The organism is Streptomyces sp. SudanB52_2052, assembly GCF_964272415.1.
In the GTDB taxonomy this organism is placed as follows: domain Bacteria; phylum Actinomycetota; class Actinomycetes; order Streptomycetales; family Streptomycetaceae; genus Streptomyces; species Streptomyces olindensis.
In genome coordinates this window covers 595,112-616,204 of the sequence record NZ_OZ186796.1, presented here as the reverse complement: position 1 = coordinate 616,204, position 21,093 = coordinate 595,112, and the positions used below count along the sequence as shown (strand labels likewise).

The 21,093-nt window shown below is 74.3% G+C and carries 10 protein-coding genes; 3 read left to right on the top strand and 7 right to left on the bottom strand.

Features of this window, described 5'->3' with window-relative positions; translation table 11 throughout:
- Nucleotides 1-70: 70 nt before the first annotated feature.
- A complete protein-coding gene (locus ACSUPV_RS02820) occupies nucleotides 71-2,512 on the bottom strand; it encodes a SpoIIE family protein phosphatase (RefSeq protein ID WP_382608828.1) in 2,442 nt (813 codons plus the stop codon).
- A 125-nt stretch (nucleotides 2,513-2,637) separates the two neighbouring features.
- Nucleotides 2,638-3,948, bottom strand: a complete 1,311-nt coding sequence (locus ACSUPV_RS02815; protein ID WP_436946837.1) for an MFS transporter — start codon at nucleotides 3,946-3,948, stop codon at nucleotides 2,638-2,640.
- 659 nt (nucleotides 3,949-4,607) lie between these two features.
- On the opposite strand from ACSUPV_RS02815, the gene ACSUPV_RS02810 reads away from it, so the two are divergent.
- Nucleotides 4,608-4,748, top strand: coding sequence for a hypothetical protein (locus ACSUPV_RS02810; RefSeq protein ID WP_436946836.1), 141 nt, complete (start codon nucleotides 4,608-4,610; stop codon nucleotides 4,746-4,748).
- A gap of 285 nt (nucleotides 4,749-5,033) precedes the next feature.
- Here the strand turns inward: ACSUPV_RS02810 and ACSUPV_RS02805 are convergent, their stop codons facing one another.
- The 5 genes from ACSUPV_RS02805 to ACSUPV_RS02785 all read right to left on the bottom strand — a co-directional run bounded on the left by ACSUPV_RS02805 (nucleotide 5,034) and on the right by ACSUPV_RS02785 (nucleotide 17,927).
- Nucleotides 5,034-7,511: a transglycosylase domain-containing protein gene (locus tag ACSUPV_RS02805; RefSeq protein WP_436946835.1), complete on the bottom strand. Its 2,478-nt coding sequence runs from the start codon at nucleotides 7,509-7,511 to the stop codon at nucleotides 5,034-5,036.
- A gap of 168 nt (nucleotides 7,512-7,679) precedes the next feature.
- Entirely contained in the window at nucleotides 7,680-8,819 is a 1,140-nt protein-coding gene (locus ACSUPV_RS02800; RefSeq protein ID WP_382608821.1) for an NAD(P)/FAD-dependent oxidoreductase, read from the bottom strand.
- 11 nt (nucleotides 8,820-8,830) lie between these two features.
- Nucleotides 8,831-9,076 carry a helix-turn-helix domain-containing protein gene (locus tag ACSUPV_RS02795; protein WP_031117623.1) on the bottom strand — a complete coding sequence of 82 codons (246 nt, stop codon included), beginning with the start codon at nucleotides 9,074-9,076 and terminating at the stop codon, nucleotides 8,831-8,833.
- Complete coding sequence (locus ACSUPV_RS02790) at nucleotides 9,076-9,567, bottom strand: DUF2975 domain-containing protein (protein ID WP_031117624.1); 492 nt, start codon at nucleotides 9,565-9,567, stop codon at nucleotides 9,076-9,078. The genes ACSUPV_RS02795 and ACSUPV_RS02790 overlap by 1 nt, the downstream gene beginning before the upstream one ends.
- A 32-nt stretch (nucleotides 9,568-9,599) precedes the next feature.
- Nucleotides 9,600-17,927 (bottom strand): SDR family NAD(P)-dependent oxidoreductase, encoded by an 8,328-nt coding sequence (locus tag ACSUPV_RS02785; RefSeq protein WP_436946834.1) that lies wholly within the window; start codon nucleotides 17,925-17,927, stop codon nucleotides 9,600-9,602.
- A gap of 184 nt (nucleotides 17,928-18,111) precedes the next feature.
- Between ACSUPV_RS02785 and ACSUPV_RS02780 the strand changes: the two genes are divergently transcribed.
- Together ACSUPV_RS02780 and ACSUPV_RS02775 are read left to right on the top strand one after the other, a co-directional pair.
- Complete coding sequence (locus ACSUPV_RS02780) at nucleotides 18,112-19,098, top strand: hypothetical protein (RefSeq protein WP_382608816.1); 987 nt, start codon at nucleotides 18,112-18,114, stop codon at nucleotides 19,096-19,098.
- 136 nt (nucleotides 19,099-19,234) lie between these two features.
- On the top strand, nucleotides 19,235-21,091 hold the full coding sequence (locus tag ACSUPV_RS02775; RefSeq protein ID WP_037764402.1) for an HSP90 family protein: 1,857 nt from the start codon (nucleotides 19,235-19,237) through the stop codon (nucleotides 21,089-21,091).
- Nucleotides 21,092-21,093 lie beyond the last annotated feature (2 nt).

Below are 21,093 nucleotides of genomic sequence, written 5' to 3'. Positions count from 1 at the left end.
GCGAGGAGAACGGTATATGAAAATGGATCCCGTTTCCAAAATTGCCGAGGGGTGTCCGTCTGCCGGGTCGTCACCGGGCCGGCAGGGCCTGCTCGGCCCAGATCGTCTTCCCCTGGTACGTATGGCGGGTCCCCCACCCCTGGCACAGCTGGGCGACCAGCAGCAGGCCGCGTCCTCCCTCGTCGTAGACACGGGCCCGGCGCAGGTGCGGGGCCGTGCTGCTGGCGTCGGACACCTCGCAGATGAGCCGGCGGTCCAGGATCAGGCGCAGCTGGATCGGCGGCCCGGCGTACCGGATGGCGTTGGTGACCAGTTCGCTGACGACCAGCTCGGTGACGAACGTCGCCTCCCCCAGGCCCCACTCCTCGAGCTGCCGGCTCGCCCTGCTGCGCACCTCGGCCACCGCCGACGGCTCCGGCGGCACGTCCCAGGTGGCCACGTGGGCCGAGTCCAGCGCCCGGGTACGGGCCAGCAGCAGCGCCACGTCGTCGGTGGGCCGGGGCAGCAGCACCTCGCGCAGGACGGCGTCGCAGATGCCCTCCAGGGAGGTGCCCGACCGGACCAGCGCGTTCAGCAGCAGGTCGAGCCCCTCGTCGACGTCGCGGCCCCGGGCCTCGATGAGGCCGTCCGTGTGCAGCACGAGCAGACTGCCCTCGGGCAGCTCGACCTCGGCCGACTCGAACGGCAGGCCGCCCAGCCCCAGCGGGGGCCCCGCGGGCAGGTCCAGGACGCGCGCCTCGCCCGCCGGACTGACCAGCACCGGTTCCGGATGGCCGGCGCGGGCGAGGGTGCAGCGCCGCGAGACCGGGTCGTACACCGCGTACAGGCAGGTGGCGCCGATGTCGGCGGTGCCGGACGTGGCGTCGGTCTCCGCCAGCGACCGGTTGACCAGGTCGTCCAGGTGGGTGAGCAGCTCGTCGGGGGGCAGGTCGACGTCGGCCAGGGTGCGCACGGCGGTGCGCAGCCGTCCCATGGCGGCGGAGGCCTGGATGCCGTGGCCCACGACGTCACCGACCACCAGGGCCACGCGGGCGCCGGAGAGCGGGATGACGTCGAACCAGTCGCCGCCCACACCGACCTGCGCACTGGCCGGCAGATAGCGGGAGGCGACCTCCACGGCGGGCTGCGCGGGCAGTTTCCGCGGCAGGAGGCTGCTCTGCAGGGTCAGCGCGGTGTCGCGCTCCCGGGTGTAGCGGCGGGCGTTGTCGATGGACAGGGCGGCCCGGGCGGTGAGCTCCTGGGCCAGCAGCAGGTCGTCCTGCTCGAAGGGCTCGGGCCGCCGGTGACGGGAGAAGGTTGCCACCCCCAGGGTGACACCGCGGGCGCGCATCGGTACGGCCAGCACCGAGTGGAAGCCGAACCGCCGGACGCGTTCCGCCCGGTCCGGCGCCAGGGAAGCCCACCGGTCGATGCCTTCCGGGGTCACCGTGTGGATCAGCGGCCGCCCGGAGACCAGGCATTCGGCCGCGGGCGAGGTGCCCGGGTAGGCCGCCACCGTACCGAGCGGGACCACGGCTTCGGGGCACCCCGGCAGCACCGACTGATTGGCGACACGGCGCAGGGTGATCGGGTCGGGCAGCGTCTCCGCCCGCAGCTCCCGGTCGTCCTCGATGTCCGGCAGCAGATCCACGGTGACGAAGTCCGCCATCTCCCCGACGGCCACCTCGGCCAGTTCCTGCGCGGTGCGGGCCAGGTCGAGGGTGGTGCCGATGCGCACGCCGGCCTCGGCGACCAGGGCGAGCCGCTGCCGGGCCAGGTGCTGCTCGGTCATGTCGTGCGCGGACAGCAGCACCCCCCGCACCACTCCCTGGGGATCGCGCACCGGGGCCAGGGACACCGACCACACGCTCTCGTGGTCGTCGCCGGCCAGGTGCAGAGCCGCCTTGAGGTGCCGCTGTTCGCCGGTGCCGAGGACCTGCCGCATCAGCTCCTCGGCGCGCTCGCCCTGGGGGTCATGGACGATCTCCGACACCCTCAGCCCGCGCATCTCCGACTCGGGGAGTCCCATCACGCGTTCCATGTCCGCGTTGGCCCTGAGCAGCCGCAGACGGGTGTCGTAGAGGGCCATGGTGCACGGGGACTGGGCGAGGGACCAGTCGATCAGAGCGTGCTCGTCGAACTCCGGCCCGGGGGAGGGTACCGGTGAGACCAGCACCCACGCGTGGGTCTCGTCGCCTCCCGGGCTTCGCTCCCGCCGGTGGGCCAGCAAGGTCACCGGCAGGACGCGTCCGTCCCGGTGGCGCAGGGTCGCCGAACCGTTCCACCGCCGCACGCCGTCGAGGGACCGCAGGGTCCCGGCGGGGGGTTTCCCGGCGAGCAGCACGGCCGCGGACCGGCCCATGATCTCCGACTCCGGGTAGCCCACCAGGCGGCGTGCGCCCTCGCTCCATCCGACGACCGTGCCGCGGGCGTCCACGACGGCGCGAGCCGTGGCCGTGTCGTCGATCGACGGCAGCGGCTGCAGCCCTGCTCCCTCGTCCCCGGTGGGCACTGGTCGAGGCATCACGCTCATCCCGCCGACAGCAGGCACCGGTCCGACGAAACAGCAGACCGATACATACAGTTCAGAATTCAGCATTGGTGATGAAAGTGCAATAAAGGATGCTGAGTGGGTACGTGATCAGAACGTGCCCCCTGTCAGGTCGGCGGCGCGTCGTGCGGGGCCGGAAGCTCGCGGCCCAGGCGGGCGAGCGGGGACAAGGCCATGATCACGGGGGACAGCATCATGCCCGCGGCCGTCACCAGGAGGCTCGTGCGCAACCCCCACTCCGCCGCGAGGAATCCGCCGGCCAGAGAACCGAGCGGCGTCATCCCCATGCCCACGAACGTGATGGTCGCGGCCGCGCGGCCCTGCATCCGGTCCGGAGTGACGGCCTGCCGGACGGCCATGACGGTGACGTTCACCAACTGGCCGCCGCACCCGAACACGAAGCCGACCGCGAGGAGCGCGGGAACCGTCACCGCGGAGGAGTCCCGCAACGCGGGCACCCACAGGAACGCGCCGTCGCCGAGTGCCGCCGCGCCCACGAGCACCACGCCGTGACCGAACCGGCCCGGCAGGCGGGCGGCCAGCAGCGAGCCCAGGAGCGCGCCCGGTCCCGCCGCCGTGAGCGCCAACCCGACGACGGTGCCCGACAGGTGCAGTTCCCGCGGCAGGAAGAGCAGATAGACGGTCATCAGGGCCGCGAAGGAGAACTGGAAGGCGGCCGAGGCGAGGCACACGGTCCGCAGCACGGCATCGGCGGCGACGAAACGCAGGCCCTCGTGAATGCGCCGCCACACCCGAGGGGCGTGCGTTCCACGGGCGGTCGGGCGCTCCGGGACCGCTTCGGTTCGGCGGATCCGCCGGATCCACAGGAACGACAGCGCGAAGAACAGTGCGCCGGAGGCGGCGGCCAGCGGCGCCGACAGCAGGGACACCAACGCACCGCCGAGAGCGGGGCCACCGGTCTGCGCCGCGGACCGGCTGCCCTCCAACGCGCTGTTGCCCGCCACCAGTTGGTCGCGTTCCACCAGTCGGACCAGGGACGTCTGGTACGCCACGTCGAAGAACACGGACAGGGCCCCGACGGCGAAGGCGAGCGCGAACAGGGCGGGCAGGCCGAGCCAGCCGAGGAGGCCCGCCAGGGCGGCGGCGCCCAGGGCCAGGGCCCGGCCGGCGTCCGTGAGCACCATCGTCGTGCGGGTCCGCCATCGGTCCACCCACGCGCCGACGAAGAGCGAGAGCAACAGGATCGGCGCCTGCCCCACCGCGCGGAGCGCGCCCAGCTGGCCGGGCCCGGCGTGGAGCGTGAGGACGGCGAAGAGCGGCAGGACCACCAGGGTCGCGTGTTCGCCGAGTTGGGAGGCTGTCTGGCCCATCCAGAGCCTGCGGAAGTCGGCGTCCCGCCACAGACTGGGCGGAACGGGCCCATCGGAATCGGATACGGCGGGGGAAGCGGACGGCACGGGAATCCCTTGTGGTTGCCGACGACGAGGCCCGCCACCGAGCACAGGAAACGTGCACCGGCGGTTCAGGCGGGGGAAGGCTCGCTGTGCCGCAACATCAAGGGCAGCACGCGATGACGGGCCGATCACGGCCGAAAGCGTCAACGCGCGCTCGGAACACCGACCATGTCTTCGCTCCTCGTAGTGACTCGCTGCGTCCGAACCCTAGCCGTCGGCGGCCCGACGGGAAAGCGGGCGCGGCCCGCGATCTGCGCACCACCGGCGCGATAGCGCCGAGCGGGACGGCACTGGCGCGCGCCCTGACCGAGCCCGTCCGCGCACAGGCGTCCCGCCCGCCCGCGGTCCTGGAGGCCGGTGTCGGCACCGGGGCGGTCACCCGGGCGCTGATCCCCGGTTGTCCCGCGGCAGCCGCCTGGACATCGTCGAGGCGAACCCGCGCTTCGCCGCGCGGCTGCGTCACCTCGTCGCCACGCATCCCGGCCTGGCCGGGCGGCCCGGCCGGGCGACGTGCACCAGGTCGAGCGCATCATGACCCGCTCCCTGGAGCTGCTGCACCCCGGCGGCACGCTCACCTACTTCGCCTACCTCGGCACCCGCAGAGCCCGCGCCTGACGGCCTCGCGAGCCGAAGCCCGCCGGCACGCCGCCGTGGACGAGGTCATGGCCGCCTACCAACGCGCCTACGCCACCGGCCGCTGGACCGTGTGGGCCAACCTGCCTCCCGCCCACGTCTGGCACCTGCGGCGCCCCCTCGCCCCCGACGACCGCACCGGGACGCGGCCCGAGGAGGCGCGGCGGTGAACGCCGGTGCCTTCGTCCCGACGCTCCCCCTGCTCCTGACCGCCGGGGCACTCGCCCGCGCCGGTCACATCAGTCTCCCTCTCGTCGTCGCGGCCGCCGCCGTCGTGGCCGGTGACTTCCTCGCCCACCGCACGGGCAGGCGCCCCGCACTTCGCGGGCGCCACCTGCCTGCCCTACCACCGCATGGCTCCGTACAGCGTCGCCGGAGCCGGTGTCTGGGCCACCGCGGAAGCGGGTGCCGGATACGCCGCCGCGACGTCCCTGCGGCGCGGGAAGGCGCGGACCTCAGTTCCGTGGACGCATCGACGGCCCGGGGGCGACTCCCTGTCCCTGGCCTCCGGTTCCCGGCCCGAAGAGGCCTCCCGTGGTGCCGACCCCGGTCTGCGACGGGGAAGGAGCCGGTGTCGGGGAGACGCACCCGCCGGGGATGTCGCTGCACGGGGTGAGGGACGGGGTGGGTGAGGGGGCCGACGGGGTGGGGGAGGGGGTGGGGGTCGCGCTGGGCGACGGGGACGGGCCGGGGGAGGGCGCGCCGTTCTCGTTCGTGCCCTGGCCGAGGTGCGGCGCGGCGGGGAAGGAGAGCACCGGCTGCCCCTGGAGGGCCGCGGTCATGTAACCGAGCCAGACCTGGGTGGGCATGTCGGCGCCGAAGACCTTGCTGTAGCCGCCGACCCCGGCCATCGACTGCAGGCCCGAGTTCTTCGGGTTCTCCTTGAACAGGGCGACCGCCGTGGACAGTTGGGGCGTGTAGCCGATGAACCAGGCGGACTTGTAGTCGTCGGTCGTGCCGGTCTTGCCGGCGGCGGGCCGTCCGAGGGCGAGGGCGTTGGTGCCGGTGCCGTGCTTGACGACGTCCTGGAGGACGCCGGTGACGGTGTCGGCGGTCGAGGCGGGCATCGCCCGCACACCGGAGGGCGCCTGGAACCCGGGCAGTCGCGCGCCGGCGTGCACGACCTCGGTGACGGAGTAGGGCTGGTGGCGGATGCCGTGGTCGGCGAACGTGCCGTAGGCGTCGGCCATCCGGATCGCGGACGGGGTGGAGGTGCCGATGTAGAAACCGGCGGTGTCGTACTGCAGGGTGTTCCGCAGCAGACCGGCCCGCAGCGCCTCGTTCTCCACGTTGTCGTAGCCCACGTACTCCCCGAGCTGCACGTACGGCGTGTTGACCGACTGCTCCATCGCCTTGCGCAGGGTGATGTACCCCCACTTGGTGGGGGTGTCGTTCTGCTGGTGCAGCAGTCCGGTGGGGTCGCTGCCGTCCGAGAGGTAGTGGCCCTGCTGGTTCTTGATCTCGATGCCGTCGTCGCCGTCGAACAGGCTCTCCGGTGTGATGGGGGAGGGCGGCGCGCCGGGGGAGAGCACGGCGCCGTGGTCGAGCGCGGCGGCGAGGTCGAAGGGCTTGAACGTGGAGCCCACCGGCACGCCGGAGCTGTCGGCGTTGTCGGTGTAGTGGCCCTTGTCCCACCCGTCCCCGCCGTACAGGGCGACGACGGCCCCCGTGGTCGGGTCGACGGAGGCGGCACCGACCTGGACGTCGCGGTCGGCCGCGCGGTGGTCCGGGTCCAGATGCTGCTTGCGCATGGCCGCCACCGAGGAACTCAGCTCGGCCACCTCGTGCTTGTCGAAGGTCGTGTGGATCTGGTAGCCGCCCTCGTTCAACTGCTGGTCCGAGATCGACGAGTGCTGCTCCACGTACTGCTCGGCGACCTGGACCAGATAGCCGATCTGCCCGCTCATGGAGCCTCGTCCGCGCATCGGCTCGGGCGTCGGGAAACCGGCGCGCAGGTAACGGTCCTTCTGCGCCGCGCTGATCTTGCCGATGGCCGCCATCCGCCCCAGGACGTACTTCCAGCGGGCCACGGCCGGTGCCCGCTGCTGCGGGTCGTCGGCGTTCATCATCACGCTGGGCGCGTTCACCGTCGCGGCGAGGAACGCGCCCTGGCTGACGGTCAGTCTCTGCACCGGCATGCCGTAGTACGCCTCTGACGCCGCCTCGATGCCGTAGGCGCCCCGGCCGTAGTAGCAGGTGTTGAGGTAACCCTGGAGGATCTGCCGCTTGCTGAGCTTCCCGCCGATCTTCAGGGAGATCATGATCTCGTCGAGCTTGCGCGAGAGGGTCTGGCTCTGGTTGAGGTACGTGTTCTTGACGAACTGCTGGGTGATGGTCGACCCGGACTGCACCTCACCGCCCTCGGCCATGTGGTAGATCGCCCGCAGGATCCCCTGCGGGTCGACACCCGGGTCGGTGTAGAACGAGGCGTTCTCGGCCGCGAGGAAGTCCCACTGGACGGCGGAGGGCACCTGGGAGAGCGTCACGTTCTGCCGGTCGACCTGGCCGACTTCCGCCATCTGCGAGCCGTCCGACCAGTAGAAGGTGTTCGCCTGCGTCTGCGTGTCCGGATTGACGCTGGGAATGGACACGGTCGCGTACGCGTAGGCCACCGCGGCGAGCAGGCTGCCGCACACCGTCAGGAACAGTCCCGCCAGTTGCTTCCACGACGGCAGCCAGCGCCGCACACCACGTCTGCCCGCCCGCGGGTAGTCGATGAACCTGCGCTTCCCCGACGGCCGTCGCCGCGACGCGGACCCGGCGGCCCCCGAGGCGCTCCGGGTCCGCGCCCGGCCTGGCCCGCGCGCCGGCCGCCGGTTCGCCGTCCGGGCGGCCCTGCGCATCTCCGCCCGCGTCAACCGGGCCTGCCCGCCCGCGGGCGGCGTGACGTACTCGCCGTCCGGCCAGGAGGGTGCGCTGCGGCCATCGCTCATGTGCTTGCCTTCGGTGAGATGCGGGAGGGCATGAGCGTAAGCGGCCGCCGAGGCGCGGGCCGGATGGTTTGGGCTGCTGTTGACCGGCTTATCGGGCAGATATTCCGGTCTCCTTGCCTTGCCTCGACCGCATCGCCTCGGCCGAAGGACCGGCAGAGTGGCGTGGGATCAGCGAGGGGCCGGGGTCGGGAAGGACTTGTCGCCGAAGAGGACCCGGCCGGCCGCCGCCCGGCCGAGCGGCGTGCGCAGCAGGGTGAAAGCCGCCCCCGCCATGCTCGGCGTGCGCACCTGGGCCAGCCCCCTGCGCAGTGTGAGCCGTCCTCGGAAGCGGGCGCGCAGAGCGGCACCGTCGTAGGAGGCCAGCGCGTCCGCCCGCCCGGACCGCAGCGCGTCGTCGAGGACCGCGGCCGCGAACTCCGACAGCCGCAGGCACGGATCCAGCCCCCCGGCGGTGAGGGGGGAGACCGCGCCCGCCGCGTCCCCCACGAGAAGACCGTCGGCGCAACCGATCCGGCGCAGCACGCCACCGACGGGAATCGGGCCGCCGCGCCGCTCCACCGCTTCCGGCCGGTCCCGGCCGGCCAGGCCGGGTGCCGACGCGCTGAACCGCCGCAGCGCCCCGCGAAGTCCCTCCGGGAAGCGGTCCGCATAGCCGGCGACGCCGACGTGCGCGTGCTGCCCGTCGTCGACCACCCAGGCCAGATAGCCGGGAGCGAGCGACGGGTCGAGCACGCAGTGGAAGGTCGGCGGCTCGTCATGCCCGGGCAGGTCGAACACCTCCTCGGCTCCGACCAGCAGGTGGCGGTTCCGGTCGAGGCCGAGGTCCCGGGCGACGCTGGAGCGGGCCCCGTCGGCGCCGACGACGAAACGTGCCCGGACCACGGTCGGCCCGTCGCGACCGACCAGATGGAAGGCGCCGCCCTGGCGGCCGGCGTAACGCGTGCCCAGGGCGATCCGCACGCCGGCGGCCGTCGCGGTGGCCGCCGTCGCCGTGTAGAGGGGAGCCATGTCGCCCACGCGGTACTCGTCGCGGGCGCTGACCAGGGTTACCGGGCGGCGCAGGTCGGGCGGGTAGAGGACGACCCGTCGGATCGGCGGGCCGAGGTGCTCCGGGGGCAGCGGGAAGTCGTCGAGCGTCTTCCGTACGAAGATTCCCGTGGTGCGGATCGCGCCGGCGAGACTGGTGCGCCGGTCCACCACGAGCACGTCGTGGCCCTGCCGGGCGAGGAGCGTGGCGGTGTGGAGGCCGGCCAGTCCCGCGCCGACGACGAGGACGTCGCTGCGGGTGGTGGCCCCGGGTCGGGGCATGTCGGCCGGTTTCACAGGTGACGTCCTGCCGGCGTGGCCTCGTCCGCGAGGCTCTCGGCCTCCCAGCGCAGCAGGTCTCCCGGCTGGCACTCCAGGACCTCGCAGAGAGCGGCCAGCGTCGTGAAGCGCACCGCCTTGGCACGGCCGTTCTTGAGGACCGCCAGGTTGGCGGGGGTGATGCCGACGCGGTCGGCGAGTTCGCCCACGGACATCTTCCGCCTGGCCAGCATCACGTCGATGTCGACGACGATCGGCATCAGATCACCTCGGCCAGCTCTGCCTGCATGCGGGCCGCCTCGACGTCGCGGGCGACGGCCTGGGCGAGCAGCATCCGCAGCACGAGCACGATCAGGGCGACGGCGAAGACCGCCAGGGAGACGCCCCCCAGCAGGAGGACGACGCCCGGGGCCACGGCCTCACCCGGAGCCAGCACCACGCCCAGCGCGAAGACCAGGAGCGCCGCCGCGACGAACGCGCCGATCACGACGTGCACGTACCGGAAGGCGCCGTCGGAGAACACGTTCCCGCGCCGCACCATCGTCACCAGCTGCCAGACGCAGACCAGGACGGCCTGCGCCGTGCCGATGCCCAGGACCACGATCAGCAGGATCGGGACCCGCCGGTCCGCGAGGACACTGCCCTCCATGTCGTCGGCCAGCAGCGCGACCATCACGGTCTGCACGAACAGCGAACCCGCGAGCAGCGCCACGAGCACGGCACGCAGCGCCAGCACGGTGATCTTTCCCATCGATGCCCCTTCAATCGAATCGCGATGGAAATCTATCGAGATTCGATAGGGAGGGCAAGGGTGGGCACCACGCGTTCCTCGATCCAGGCGCGGATCGCCGACGCGGTGCTCCCGGCGTGTTCCCGCATCATCGTCAGGTGGTCGCCGGGGACGTCCACGACGTCGTGCGCCGTCGGCCAGGACGTGCGCCAGTCGTCCCGGTCGGCGGAGTCGGCCATGGCGGGCGTGGGCCGCTGCGCGCGTACGAGGAGGGTGGGCGTGGTCACCGGCTCGGGGGTCCAGCCGAGGAAGATCCGGTTGTAGGCGCCCATCGCGGCCAGGGCACCGTCGTCGTCCCGGGCGAAGCCGGGCTGTCCGGTCTCCGACGGCGGTGGAGCGGCCAGGGACAGCAGCCAGTCCGTGCCGCTGTTGTCCGGCGTGATGTGGTACGTGTCCAGCAGGACCAGCCCGGACGGCGCCCGGCCCATGCCTTCCAGCCGGTGGGCCACGAGGTGCGCGACGTTGCCGCCGGCGGACCGTCCCACGAGCACGACGGGCCCCTCGCCGACGTGCCGCAGGATGCTCCCGGCCTGCGTGCGTGCCAGCGCGGCGAGGTCCTCCGGTACGGCCGCTCCGGCGCCGATCCCGGGATGTGGGAACTCCAGGACGTCGAGGTCGTCGTGGAAGGCGCGGTGGAATCGGGGGAAGTCCCCGCCTTCCGAGGGGAGCGAGGGGTGGTAGGCCGGGAAGTAGACGATCGTCGGCCGTCCGGAGCCGGGGCGGCCGGGGGAGCGGCGGATCGGGGGCAGCGCGTGCTCGTGGCCCCGATCCGCCGTGAAGGTGGGCAGGGCCCGGGACGCGGTGACGAGCAGGTGCATCGCCGCCACGGGTTGCCCGGCGGCGCTGATGTTCCGGAACAGCGAGGACAGGGTGTACGCGGGCCGCGCCCCGGCCTCCGTGGTGGCCGGAGAGGCGTGGGTGGCCGCGGCAGTGGGGTCGGCGGGCAGCAGCCCGAGCAGGTGGCGTGCCAGGTCCTCCGCCGTGCGGTGGTCGAACACCACCCCCACCGGCAGCCGGAGCCCCAGCGCGGCGCTCACCCGGTTGCGGATCTGCACCGCCGTCAGGGAGTCGAATCCCAGCTCGGCGAGGGACCTGCCGGCCGGGAGCGCGTCGGCGTGCGGGTAGCCGAGCACATCGGCCACCTCGGCCCGCAGCAGGTCCGTGAGCGTCGCCCGCCGGTCGCTCGCGGGCAGCAGGTCCAGCCGCGCCCGCCAGGCCCCCGCCTCCGGCATCCGCCCGGTACCGCCGGGAGAGCCGGAGGCCGTCGCCGCCGCAGTCCCCGCCGCCGTCGCCGTCGTCGCGACGGTCGGCCGGGCCGGGCGGACGATGCCGCGCAACGGCGGTGGCAGCGCTCCCGCTGCGGACCGAAGCGCGGCGCGGTCCAGCCGGACCGGCACCAGGACCGGCTCGGTCGTGCGCACCGCGGCGTCGAACAGGGACAGGCCCTGCCTCGTGGACAGCGGCACCAGCACGTCACGCGACCCGGGCCGGTGCCGGGGCTGCCCCGCCGCCATGCCGCCGGTGTGCTCCCACGGGCCCCACGCCAGCGACAGAGTCGGCAGGCCTTCGGCGGTGCGGCGCTGGGCGAGGGCGTCGAGGAAGGAGTTCGCGGCCGCGTAGTTGCCCTGGCCGGCCCGGCCCAGCAGACCGGAGACGGAGGAGAACACGACGAACGCCGACAGCCCCGTGTCCCGGGTGAGTTCGTGGAGATTCCAGGCCGCGTCGGCCTTCGGCCGCAGCACGGCGGCCATCCGCCCGGGGGTCAGCGAGTCCAGCACACCGTCGTCGAGGACCCCGGCGGCGTGCACCACGGCCGTCAGCGGCGGCTCACAGCTCCGGACCACCTCGGCCAGGGCGGCACGGTCGGCCGCGTCACACGCGACGATGCCGACCCGCGCGCCCGACTCCGCCAGTTCGGCGCGCAGTTCCTCGGCCCCCGGCGCCCGCGGGCCCCGGCGTGCGGTCAGCAGCAGGTGTCGTACGCCGTGCGCGGTGACCAGGTGACGGGCGAGTTCGGCGCCGAGGGCCCCGGTGCCTCCGGTGATGAGCACCGTGCCGTCCGCTCCGAAGGCGGCCTCCGCGTCCGCGTCCTCCGCGTCCGCGGCCTCCTGGACCGTGGTCAGGGCGGGAACCGTCACCCGCCCGTCCCGCACCCGCAGTTGCGGTTCGCCGGTCGCGACGGCCGCGGGCAGGGTCCGCAGCGACTCGGGCCGCCCGTCCACGTCCACCAGGACGACACGGCCGGGCAGCTCCGACTGGGCCGTGCGCACCAGTCCCCAGACCGCCGCCCCCGCCAGGTCCGGCACGGGCGCGGTGGCGTCCCGCGTCACCACCACCAGCCGTGAACCCGCCGTGTGCGGATCGTCCTGCAGGTCCTGGAGCGCCGAGAGCACCCTGCCGGTCAACTCGTGGACGGCCGCCGGCATATCGGGGTCCGTCGCGCGGGCCAGGGCCGTGACGGCGACGAACTCCGGTTTCCCGGCGCAGGGCAGGTACGCGGCGAGGCCGAGCTCGTCCGGACCGCGCACCTCCCAGGCGCGTTCATCGACGTCTTCGGAGAGTTCGAGGGGGGTCCATTCGGGGCGCAGCAGCGACCCGCGTACGACGTCGTCCGTCAGGTCGGCCCGCTCGGCCCGCTCGGCCGGGAGCTCCCTGGTGGTCAGGGAGTCCACGCGGGCCACGAGCCGGCCGGCCGGGTCGGTGAGGGTGAGCGAGACGGTGTCGGCGCCGGTCCGGGTCACCCGGACCCGCAGCTCCGTGGCCCCGGAGGCGTACAGGCGCACCCCGCTCCAGGCGAACGGCACCCGGATCGCGCCCGCGTCGGCGGGCACGGCCAGCAGCGGCGCGTGCGTCGCGGCGTCGAACAGCGCCGGATGGAGCCCGAACCGGCCCGCCCCCGCCGTGTGCGGCGCGGGCAGCCGGACCTCCGCGAAGACGTCGTCGCCGCAGCGCCAGACGGCGCCGACGCCCTGGAAGGCGGGCCCGTATGCGAGCCCGGCCCCGGCGAGGGCGGCGTACGCTCCGGTGAGGTCGACCGCCTCGGCGGCCTCGGGCGGCCACGGGGCCGGCTCGTCCTCGGCGGCACGGCCGCGGCCCAGCTGCCCGGAGACGTGCCGGGTCCACGGGACCTCCTCGGCGGACTCCTCCGGCCGGGCGTAGATGTCGACCGGCCGGCGGCCCGAGTCGTCGGGAGCGCCCACCACGACCTGGACCCGCACACGCGCGGCGCCGGGCAGGGCGAGCGGCGACAGCAGCACGAGGTCGTCGACCGCGTCGCAGCCCACCTCGTCGCCCGCCCGCACGGCCATCTCCACGAACACCGTCGCCGGTACGACCACCCGCCCGGCGACGACATGGTCCGCGAGCCACGGGTGGGCCGCTCGGGACAACTGCCCGGTCAGTACCGTCCGCCCGGTGTCCGGCACGGGGAAGGCCGGGCCCAGCAGCGGCTGGGCATCGGGCGCCGGGAGAGGCTCTTCGTCGAGCCAGTACCGCTGCCGCTGGAAGGCGTACGTCGGCAGGTCCACGCGCCGCGCGCCGGAACCCGCGTACGCCGCCGCCCAGTCGACGGCGGCCCCGGCCACGTGCAGCCGCGCCACGGCCGACAGGAGCGTCTCCGGTTCGTACGCACCGCCCCGGGTGGCCACGGCGAGCACGGAGCCGCTCGTCTCCGCGCCGGTCAGGCAGTCGGCGGCCGCCGCGGTGAGCACGGGCCCGGGGCCGAGTTCCAGGAAGGCGGAGACGCCGTCCGCCGCGAGCCGGCGCACCGCGTCCTGGAAGCGCACGGGCAGCCGGGCGTGCCGCACCCAGTACTCGGGGGAGCAGAGGTCGGCGGCCTCCGCGACCCGGCCCGTCACCGTGGAGACGACCGGGACGCGCGGCGGCCGGAAGGACAACTCCTCGGCGACGCGCCGGAACTCGTCGAGCATCGGCTCCACCAGCGGCGAGTGGAAGGCGTGACTCACACGCAGCCGCACGGCGCGGCGCCCCTCCGCGGCGAAGCCGGCCGCGACCGCCCGCACCGCGGTGTCCACGCCCGAGACCACCACCGAGCGGGGCCCGTTGACCGAGGCGATCGCAACCTGGGACCCGAACCCGGCCAGCCGGGAGAGGACTTCGTCCTCCGTGGCGTCCAGTGCCACCATCGCGCCGCCCTCGGGCAAGGCCTGCATCAGCCGGCCGCGCGCGGCCACGAGCGTCGCCGCGTCGGGCAGATCGAGCACACCGGCGACATGCGCGGCCGCCAGCTCGCCGACGGAGTGGCCCACCAGCCGGTCGGCTCGCACGCCCCACGACTCCAGCAGCCGGAACAGAGCCACCTCGAAGGCGAACAGTCCGGCCTGGGTGAAGTCCGTACGGTCCACCAGGGCCGCTTCCGGTGAGCCCGGCTCGGCGGACAGGACCGCGCTGAGCGGCTGGGGGAGATGGTCGTCCAGATGCCGGCACGCCTCGTCGAAGGCCGCGGCGAAGACGGGGAACGCGGCACGCAGCGCGGCACCCATCCGCGGGCGCTGGGCGCCTTGCCCGGTGAACAGGAACGCCGTACGGACCTCCGGGTCCGCCACCCCTCGGACGACACCCGGCGCGTCGCGGCCCGCCGCGAGGGCGCGCAGCGCCTCCAGCATGCGGGCCCGGTCACCGCTCGGCACGAGGGCCCGGTGGGCGAGGGCGCCGCGCGACACCGCCAGCGAGTAGCCGATGTCGAGGGGCGACAGGTCCGGCCGGTGCGCCGCCGCGGCCGCGAGCCGCCCGGCCTGGGCGCGCAGGGCGGCCTCGTCGGCGGCGGAGAGCAGCCATGGAGCGGGCAGGGCGGAGACGGGCTCCGGGGCGGATGCAGCCGTTTCGGGCGCCGCATTCCCCGGCTCCGGGGAAGCAGCCGTTTCCGGGGCGGAGGCAGCCGCCTCGGGCGCCGCATCCCCCGGCTGCGGGGAAGCAGCCGTCTCTGGTGCGGACGCAATCGTTCCGCGCGCCGTATCCCCCGGCAGCGCGGAGGCAGCCGTCGCCGGGGCGGAGGCAGCCGTCGCCGGGGCGGAGGCAGCCGTTTCCGGACCGGAAGGAGCCGGCTCGGGCGCGGAACCAGCCGGCTCGGGCGCGGAAACAGCCGTCTTCGGCGCCTCTTCCAGGATCACATGCGCGTTGGTCCCGCCGATCCCGAACGCCGAGACCCCCGCACGCCTCGGGCGGTCCGAGGCCGGCCAAGGCCGGGGGGCGGTCAGCAGTTCCACCCGGCCCGAGGACCAGTCGACGTGCGGTGTGGGCGACTCGGCGTGCAGGGTCCGGGGCAACTCCCCGTGCCGCATGGCCTGCACCATCTTGATGACGCCGGCGACTCCGGCCGCCGCCTGCGTGTGCCCGAGGTTGGACTTGACCGACCCGAGCCACAGCGGCCGCTCCCGGTCCTGCCCGTACGTGGCGAGAACGGCCTGTGCCTCGATGGGGTCGCCCAGTGTGGTGCCCGTGCCGTGGGCCTCCACCACGTCCACGTCACCGGGGCGCAGCCCGGCGTCCGCCAGTGCCTGCCGGATCAGCTCCTGCTGGGCGGGGCCGTGGGGCGCGGTGAGCCCGTTGGAGGCGCCGTCGGAATTGACCGCGGAGCCGCGGAGCAGGGCCAGCACCGGATGGCCGTTGCGCCGCGCGTCCGACAACCGCTCCAGCAGCACGAGCCCCACACCCTCGCCCCAGGCCGTGCCGTCCGCCGCCGCCGAGAACGACTTGCAGCGCCCGTCCGGCGCCAGCCCGCGCTGTCGGCTGAAGGCGAGGAACGACTTGGGCGTCGCCATCACCGTGACCCCGCCGGCCAGCGCCAGTGAGCACTCGCCCGAGCGCAGCGCCCGCGCTGCCCAGTGCAGCGCCACCAGCGAGGACGAGCACGCGGTGTCGACCGTGATGGCGGGACCGCGCAGCCCGTACACGTACGAGAGCCGTCCGGAGGCCACGCTGCCCGTCGAGCCGAGCCCCAGGTGCGCCTCCAGCTCCTGGGGGCGGGTGAGACGGGTGGCGTAGTCGCCGTACATCACGCCCACGAACACACCGGTGTCGCTCCCGCGCACGGACGCCGGGTCGACCCCGGCCCGCTCCCACACCTCCCAGGACGTCTCCAGGAGCAGCCGCTGCTGCGGATCCGTCGCGAGCGCCTCGCGCGGCGAGATCCCGAACAGCCCGGCGTCGAACTCGGCGGCCCGGTGCAGGAACCCGCCGTGCCGCGTGTACGACGTGCCGATCCGGTCGGGGTCGGGGTCGTGGAGGGCGTCCAGGTCCCAGCCCCGGTCGGACGGGAACTCCGAGATGGCGTCCCGCCCCCGCGCCACCAACTCCCACAGGTCCTCGGGGGATTCGACGTCACCGGGGTACCGGCAGGCCATGGCGACGATGACGACGGGGTCGTCCTCGGCGGACCCGTCCTGTCCGCGCTGCCGCTCCGGGCGGCTCTCCGGCCGGGCTTCGAGGAGCGCGACCCGCAGGTACCGGGCCACCGCCTCCGGCGTCGGGTGGTCGAAGACCAGCGTCGACGGCAGGCTCAGGCCGGTCAGCGCGGCGAGCCGGTCCACCAGTTCGACCGCGCCGACGGACGTCATGCCGAGGTCGGCGAAGGGGCTGTCCGGCCCGGGCGGCTCGTCCGGGGCGAGCCGGCACACCTCGGCCGTCTCGGCGAGCACTGTCTCGCGTAACGCGCGCTGCCGGTCGTCGCGCGACAGGGGCAGGAGCCGCTCGCGCAGGGCGGTCGGCGCTGTGCCGGCCGCGGAGGAGACGGCCGGCGGCGGGACCTTCAGCTCGTGCCGGGCGGTCTTGCCCGACGCGGTGCGCGGGACGGCGGCGATCTCGCGGATCGCGGCCGGCACCTTGTAGTCGGCCAGGAGGGCCCGGCACGCGGCGAGCACCCGCCCGGCGTCCATCCCGTCCGGACCCGGTACGACGAAGGCGACCGGCACCTCGCCCAGCACGTCGTGCGGCTCCCCCACCACCACGGCGTCGGACACGCCGGGACACCGCAGCAGGGCCTGCTCGATCTCCGTCGGGTGGATGTTCTCGCCGCCCCGGATGATCAGCTCGCTGACCCGCCCGGTGAGCATCAGATGGCCGTGCTCGACGCGGCGGCCGAGGTCACCGGTGCGGTACCAGCCGTCCCGCAGCGCGGCAGCCGTCGCCTCGGGCTGCTCGTGGTAACCGGTCATCAGGCCGGGCGAGCGCACCCAGAGCTCGCCCTCCTCACCGTCGGGGACGTCCGCGCCGCTCCCCGGATCGACGACGCGCACGTCCACACCCGGCACGGGCGGCCCGCAGGAACCGTCGACCCGGGGCCCCTCGGGACGATTGGCCGCGATCATGCCGCAGGTCTCGGTGCTGCCGTACGCGTCGAGCAGCGGCGCCCCCAGGGTCTCCTCCACGGCCGCGCGCAGGGCGGGGCCACTGGGCGCGCCCGCCACGAGGCACAGCCGCAGCGCCGGCGGGGCCGCACCGGCCGAGTCGACCAGCCCGTGGTACGTCGCCGGCACACCGGCCAGCAGGGTGAAGGGCCCGCCGAGTTCCTCGTGGGCCGTGAGCAGCTCCCGCCGCAGACCGCCCGGCCCCGGCAGCTCCCCGGCGATCCTGGCGCTCGCGCCCACGGCCGTCACGCCCAGGATGGCCAGCGAGTGGCTGAAACTGTGGAACAGCGGAAGCGGCCACAGCAGTCGGTCGTCGGGCGAGAGACCGAACACCGGGGCGTAGCAGGCGGCCACGGACCACAGCGCGGCCCGCTGCGTGGACAGCACGCCCTTCGGCCGGTGGGTGGTGCCCGAGGTGTAGAGCATCCAGGCCGGCTCGTCGAGGCCGAGCGTGTCGATCCCGGCGGACTCGGCAACTTCTTCGCTCTCGGCGGCCCCTTCGCTCTCGGCCGCGTTGTCGAACAGCCGGACGCCCTCCGGGACCGGGCCGGCGCCCGCGACCAGGACGCCCAGGCCGTCGTACGGCGGTCCCAGGCGCCGCAGCCGGGCGAGGCGCGCGGCGTCCGTGATGACGAACGCGGCACCGCTGTCCTTCAGGAAGTGCGCCAGCTCCGCGTCCGAGGACCGAGGGTTGAGCGGGACACCGACCAGCCCGGCCCGCAGGACGGCGAGGCAGCTCTCCACCGTCTCCACACGGTTGCCGAGGCAGATCGCGACGCGGTCGCCGCGACGCAGCCCCGTCCGCAGGAGGTACGCCGCCAGGCCCCGGGTGCGCCGCTCCAGCTCGCCGTAGGTGACGCCGCGCGAGGAGTCGGCGTACGCGATCCGGCGCGCCGCCGACCCGGCGTGCTCCTTCAACAGGTCCGCCACCGGCCGGATCAGCTCGTCACGCCCCATGTGCTCCACCCTTCAAATCCCCAACCCCACAACGATGTTGAGCGTACGTGGACGCGTGGCCGCCGACCTGCGCGCGACGCCGGGGCGGGGGCCGTGAAAGGCGGGTGAAAACCCTGTGGAAGCGGTGTCCGTGGGGCCGTTTATGCTGCTCCGAACGATCACGCGGACCAGGGGAGGGCGCGGCATGTTCGGCAAGCTGTTCGGCAGGGGGGCGGAGAGACCGGTGGCGGATCCGCACGCCCTGCCGGTCCCGCGCAGACAGAAGAACGGGATGTACACGCTGCGCGCGCTCGGCGACGCGCGGGTGCTCGCGCTGGTGGAGGCGGCCGACGCGGGTGACTGGGAGGCGGTCAAGGCGGCGCTGGCGCCCTTCGACCTCGGCCGCGACCACCAGATCCTGGGCGAGCTCGCCGAACTGGACGGGGTGCAGGACTGGATCGGCCGGGCCGTGGAGGAGGACAAGGAGCACCGGGCGACGGCCCTGCTGATATCCGGCACCCGGCACATCATCTGGGGCTGGGAGGCGCGCACCGCAGCGCGGGCCGTCGACGTCACGCAGGAGCAGTGGCGGGTCTTCCACGAGCGGCTCCACATCGCCGAGGAGCAGCTGTTCGAGGCCGCCGAACTGCGGCCGGAGTGGGTCACCCCGTGGCGCCGCCTCCTCACCTCCGGCCGCGGCATGTCGCTGGGCTCCGCCGTCAACGAGACCCGGTTCGACGCCGCCCTGCGCCGCGACCCGCTGGACCTGGAGACCCACATCGAGTGGGTGTCGCAGCTGCAGCCCCGCTGGGGCGGCGAGCCGGGGCAGGCGCTGGCGTTCGCCCAGGAGGCCGCCGCCCGCGCCCCGGAGGGCCACCGCCTCGGCTGTGTGCTCGCCATGGCGTACATCGAGGAGTGGGTCGAGGCGGAGCGCGGGGACCACCTCGAAACCGACGAGATCCGGGCGCAGCTGCGGGAGGCGGCCGACCGCAGCATCCTCCACCCCGCCTACGTGTGGCGCCCGGGCTGGCAGCACGACTACAACATGTTCGCCATGGCCCTGTCGCTGGCCGGTGAGCGCCACACGGTCCGGCGCGTCTTCCAGACGCTGGACGGCGCCTACACCAAGTGGCCGTGGACGTACTTCGGCGAGCCCGAGAAGCAGTTCGCCCGCCACCACCGCCGCGCCTGACCACCCGGCCGGCCCCGCCGCGCCCGGTGCCGCCTCCCGCGAGCACCCGCCGGCCCCGCGCGCCCGTTCACCCGCCCGACCCGGCCCAGGTGCCGTGCGCCCGCACACCCGTCACCCCTCCCACTCCGGACTGCCGATGACTCTGCCCGACACCGCCGCGACCCCGGCCGGCGCCGACCGCACCTTCCAGGTGGATCTGCGCGGTCTCGTCGACCTCCTCTCCCACCACCTCTACTCCAGCCCCCGCGTCTACCTGCGCGAACTGATGCAGAACGCCGTGGACGCGCTGACCGCCCGGCACGCCCTCGAACCGGCCGCCCCCGCCGACGCCTTCGGCGTCCGCCTGTACGCCGACGGCTCGGTCGTACGCGTCGAGGACGACGGCGTCGGTCTGACCGAGGCAGACGTCCACAGCTTCCTCGCCACCATCGGCCGCAGCAGCAAGCGCGCCGACCGCATCGCCGAGCAGCGCGGCGACTTCATCGGCCAGTTCGGCATCGGCCTGCTCTCCTGCTTCCTCGTCGCCGACGAGATCCACGTCCTCAGCCGCTCCGCCCGCACCCCCGACGCCCCGGCCGTGGAGTGGCGCGGACGCGGCGACGGCAGCTACACCGTCCGCGCCCTGCCCGCCTCCGCCCGCCCCCGCCCCGGCACCACGGTCACCCTGACGCCCCGCGCCGACGCGGGCGAGTGGACCCGCCCGGCCCAGGTGCACGCGCTGGCCCGCCACTTCGGCTCCCTGCTGCGCCACCCGGTGACCTTCGACGACGGCACGGCCGGACCCGGAGCCACCGGCGCATCCGTCAACCCCGAGCCCGCCCCCTGGGCGCGCACGTACCCCACCCCGGGAGCCCGCTCCCGAGCCCTGGCCGCCTACGGCGAGGAGGTCTTCGGCTTCACCCCGCTCGACACCATCGAGCTGGACCTGCCCGCCGTCGGTCTGAAGGGCATCGCCTGCGTGCTGCCCGAGACGGTCCCGGCCGGGCGCCGCCACGGCCACCGCGTGCACGTCAAGGGCATGCTGCTCTCCGAGCAGGCCGAGGAGATCCTGCCCGACTGGGCGTTCTTCGTCCGCTGCGTCGTCGACGCCGAGAGCCTGCGCCCCACGGCGTCCCGCGAGTCCCTGTACGAGGACGACACCCTCGCCGCCGTACGCGACGCCCTCGCCGAGCGGCTGCGCGCCTGGATCGCCCGGGCCGCCGCCAGCGACCCGGACCTGCTGCACCGCTTCCTCCAGGCCCACCACCTGGCCGTGAAGTCCCTCGCCGTGCACGACGACGAGATCCTGCGGATGCTGCTGCCCTGGCTGCCGTTCGAGACCACCGACGGGCACACCACCCTCGACGAGTTCGCGCGCACCCACCGCACCGTCCTCGTGACGTCGAGCGTGGAGGAGTTCCGGCAGGTCGCCGCGATCGCCTCGGCCGCCGGACTCGGCGTCGTCAACGGCGGCTACACCTACGACCGCGAACTGGTCCACCGGCTGCCCGAGATCAGGCCCGAGGCCACCGTCGCCGACCTCGACCCGGCGACGCTCACCGCCCACCTCGACCCCGTCGACCGCGAGACCGAACTCGCCGCCGCGGCCTACCTCGCCCAGGCCCGCGACGCCCTCGCCGTCTTCGACTGCGACGTCGCGCTGCGCACCTTCCAGCCCGCCTCCGCCCCCGCCCTCCTCGTGGACAGCCGCGAGGCCCGGCACGAACGCACCCGCTCCCAGCTCGCCCGCGAGCAGGAGGGCGGCCTGTGGGGCGACATCCTCGGCGCCCTGCGCCAGGAAGCCCCGCGCGCCCAGCTGATCCTCAACCAGCTCAACCCGCTGGTCCGCACCGCCGTCACCATCGACGAACCCGAACTCGCCCGCACCAGCGCCGAAGCCCTCTACGGACAGGCCGCGATGCTGTCCCGCCGCCCGCTCAGGCCCGCCGAGTCGAGCCTCATCAACCGCTCCTTCCTCGACCTCCTCGCCCACGCCCTCCGCAAGGACAGCTGACT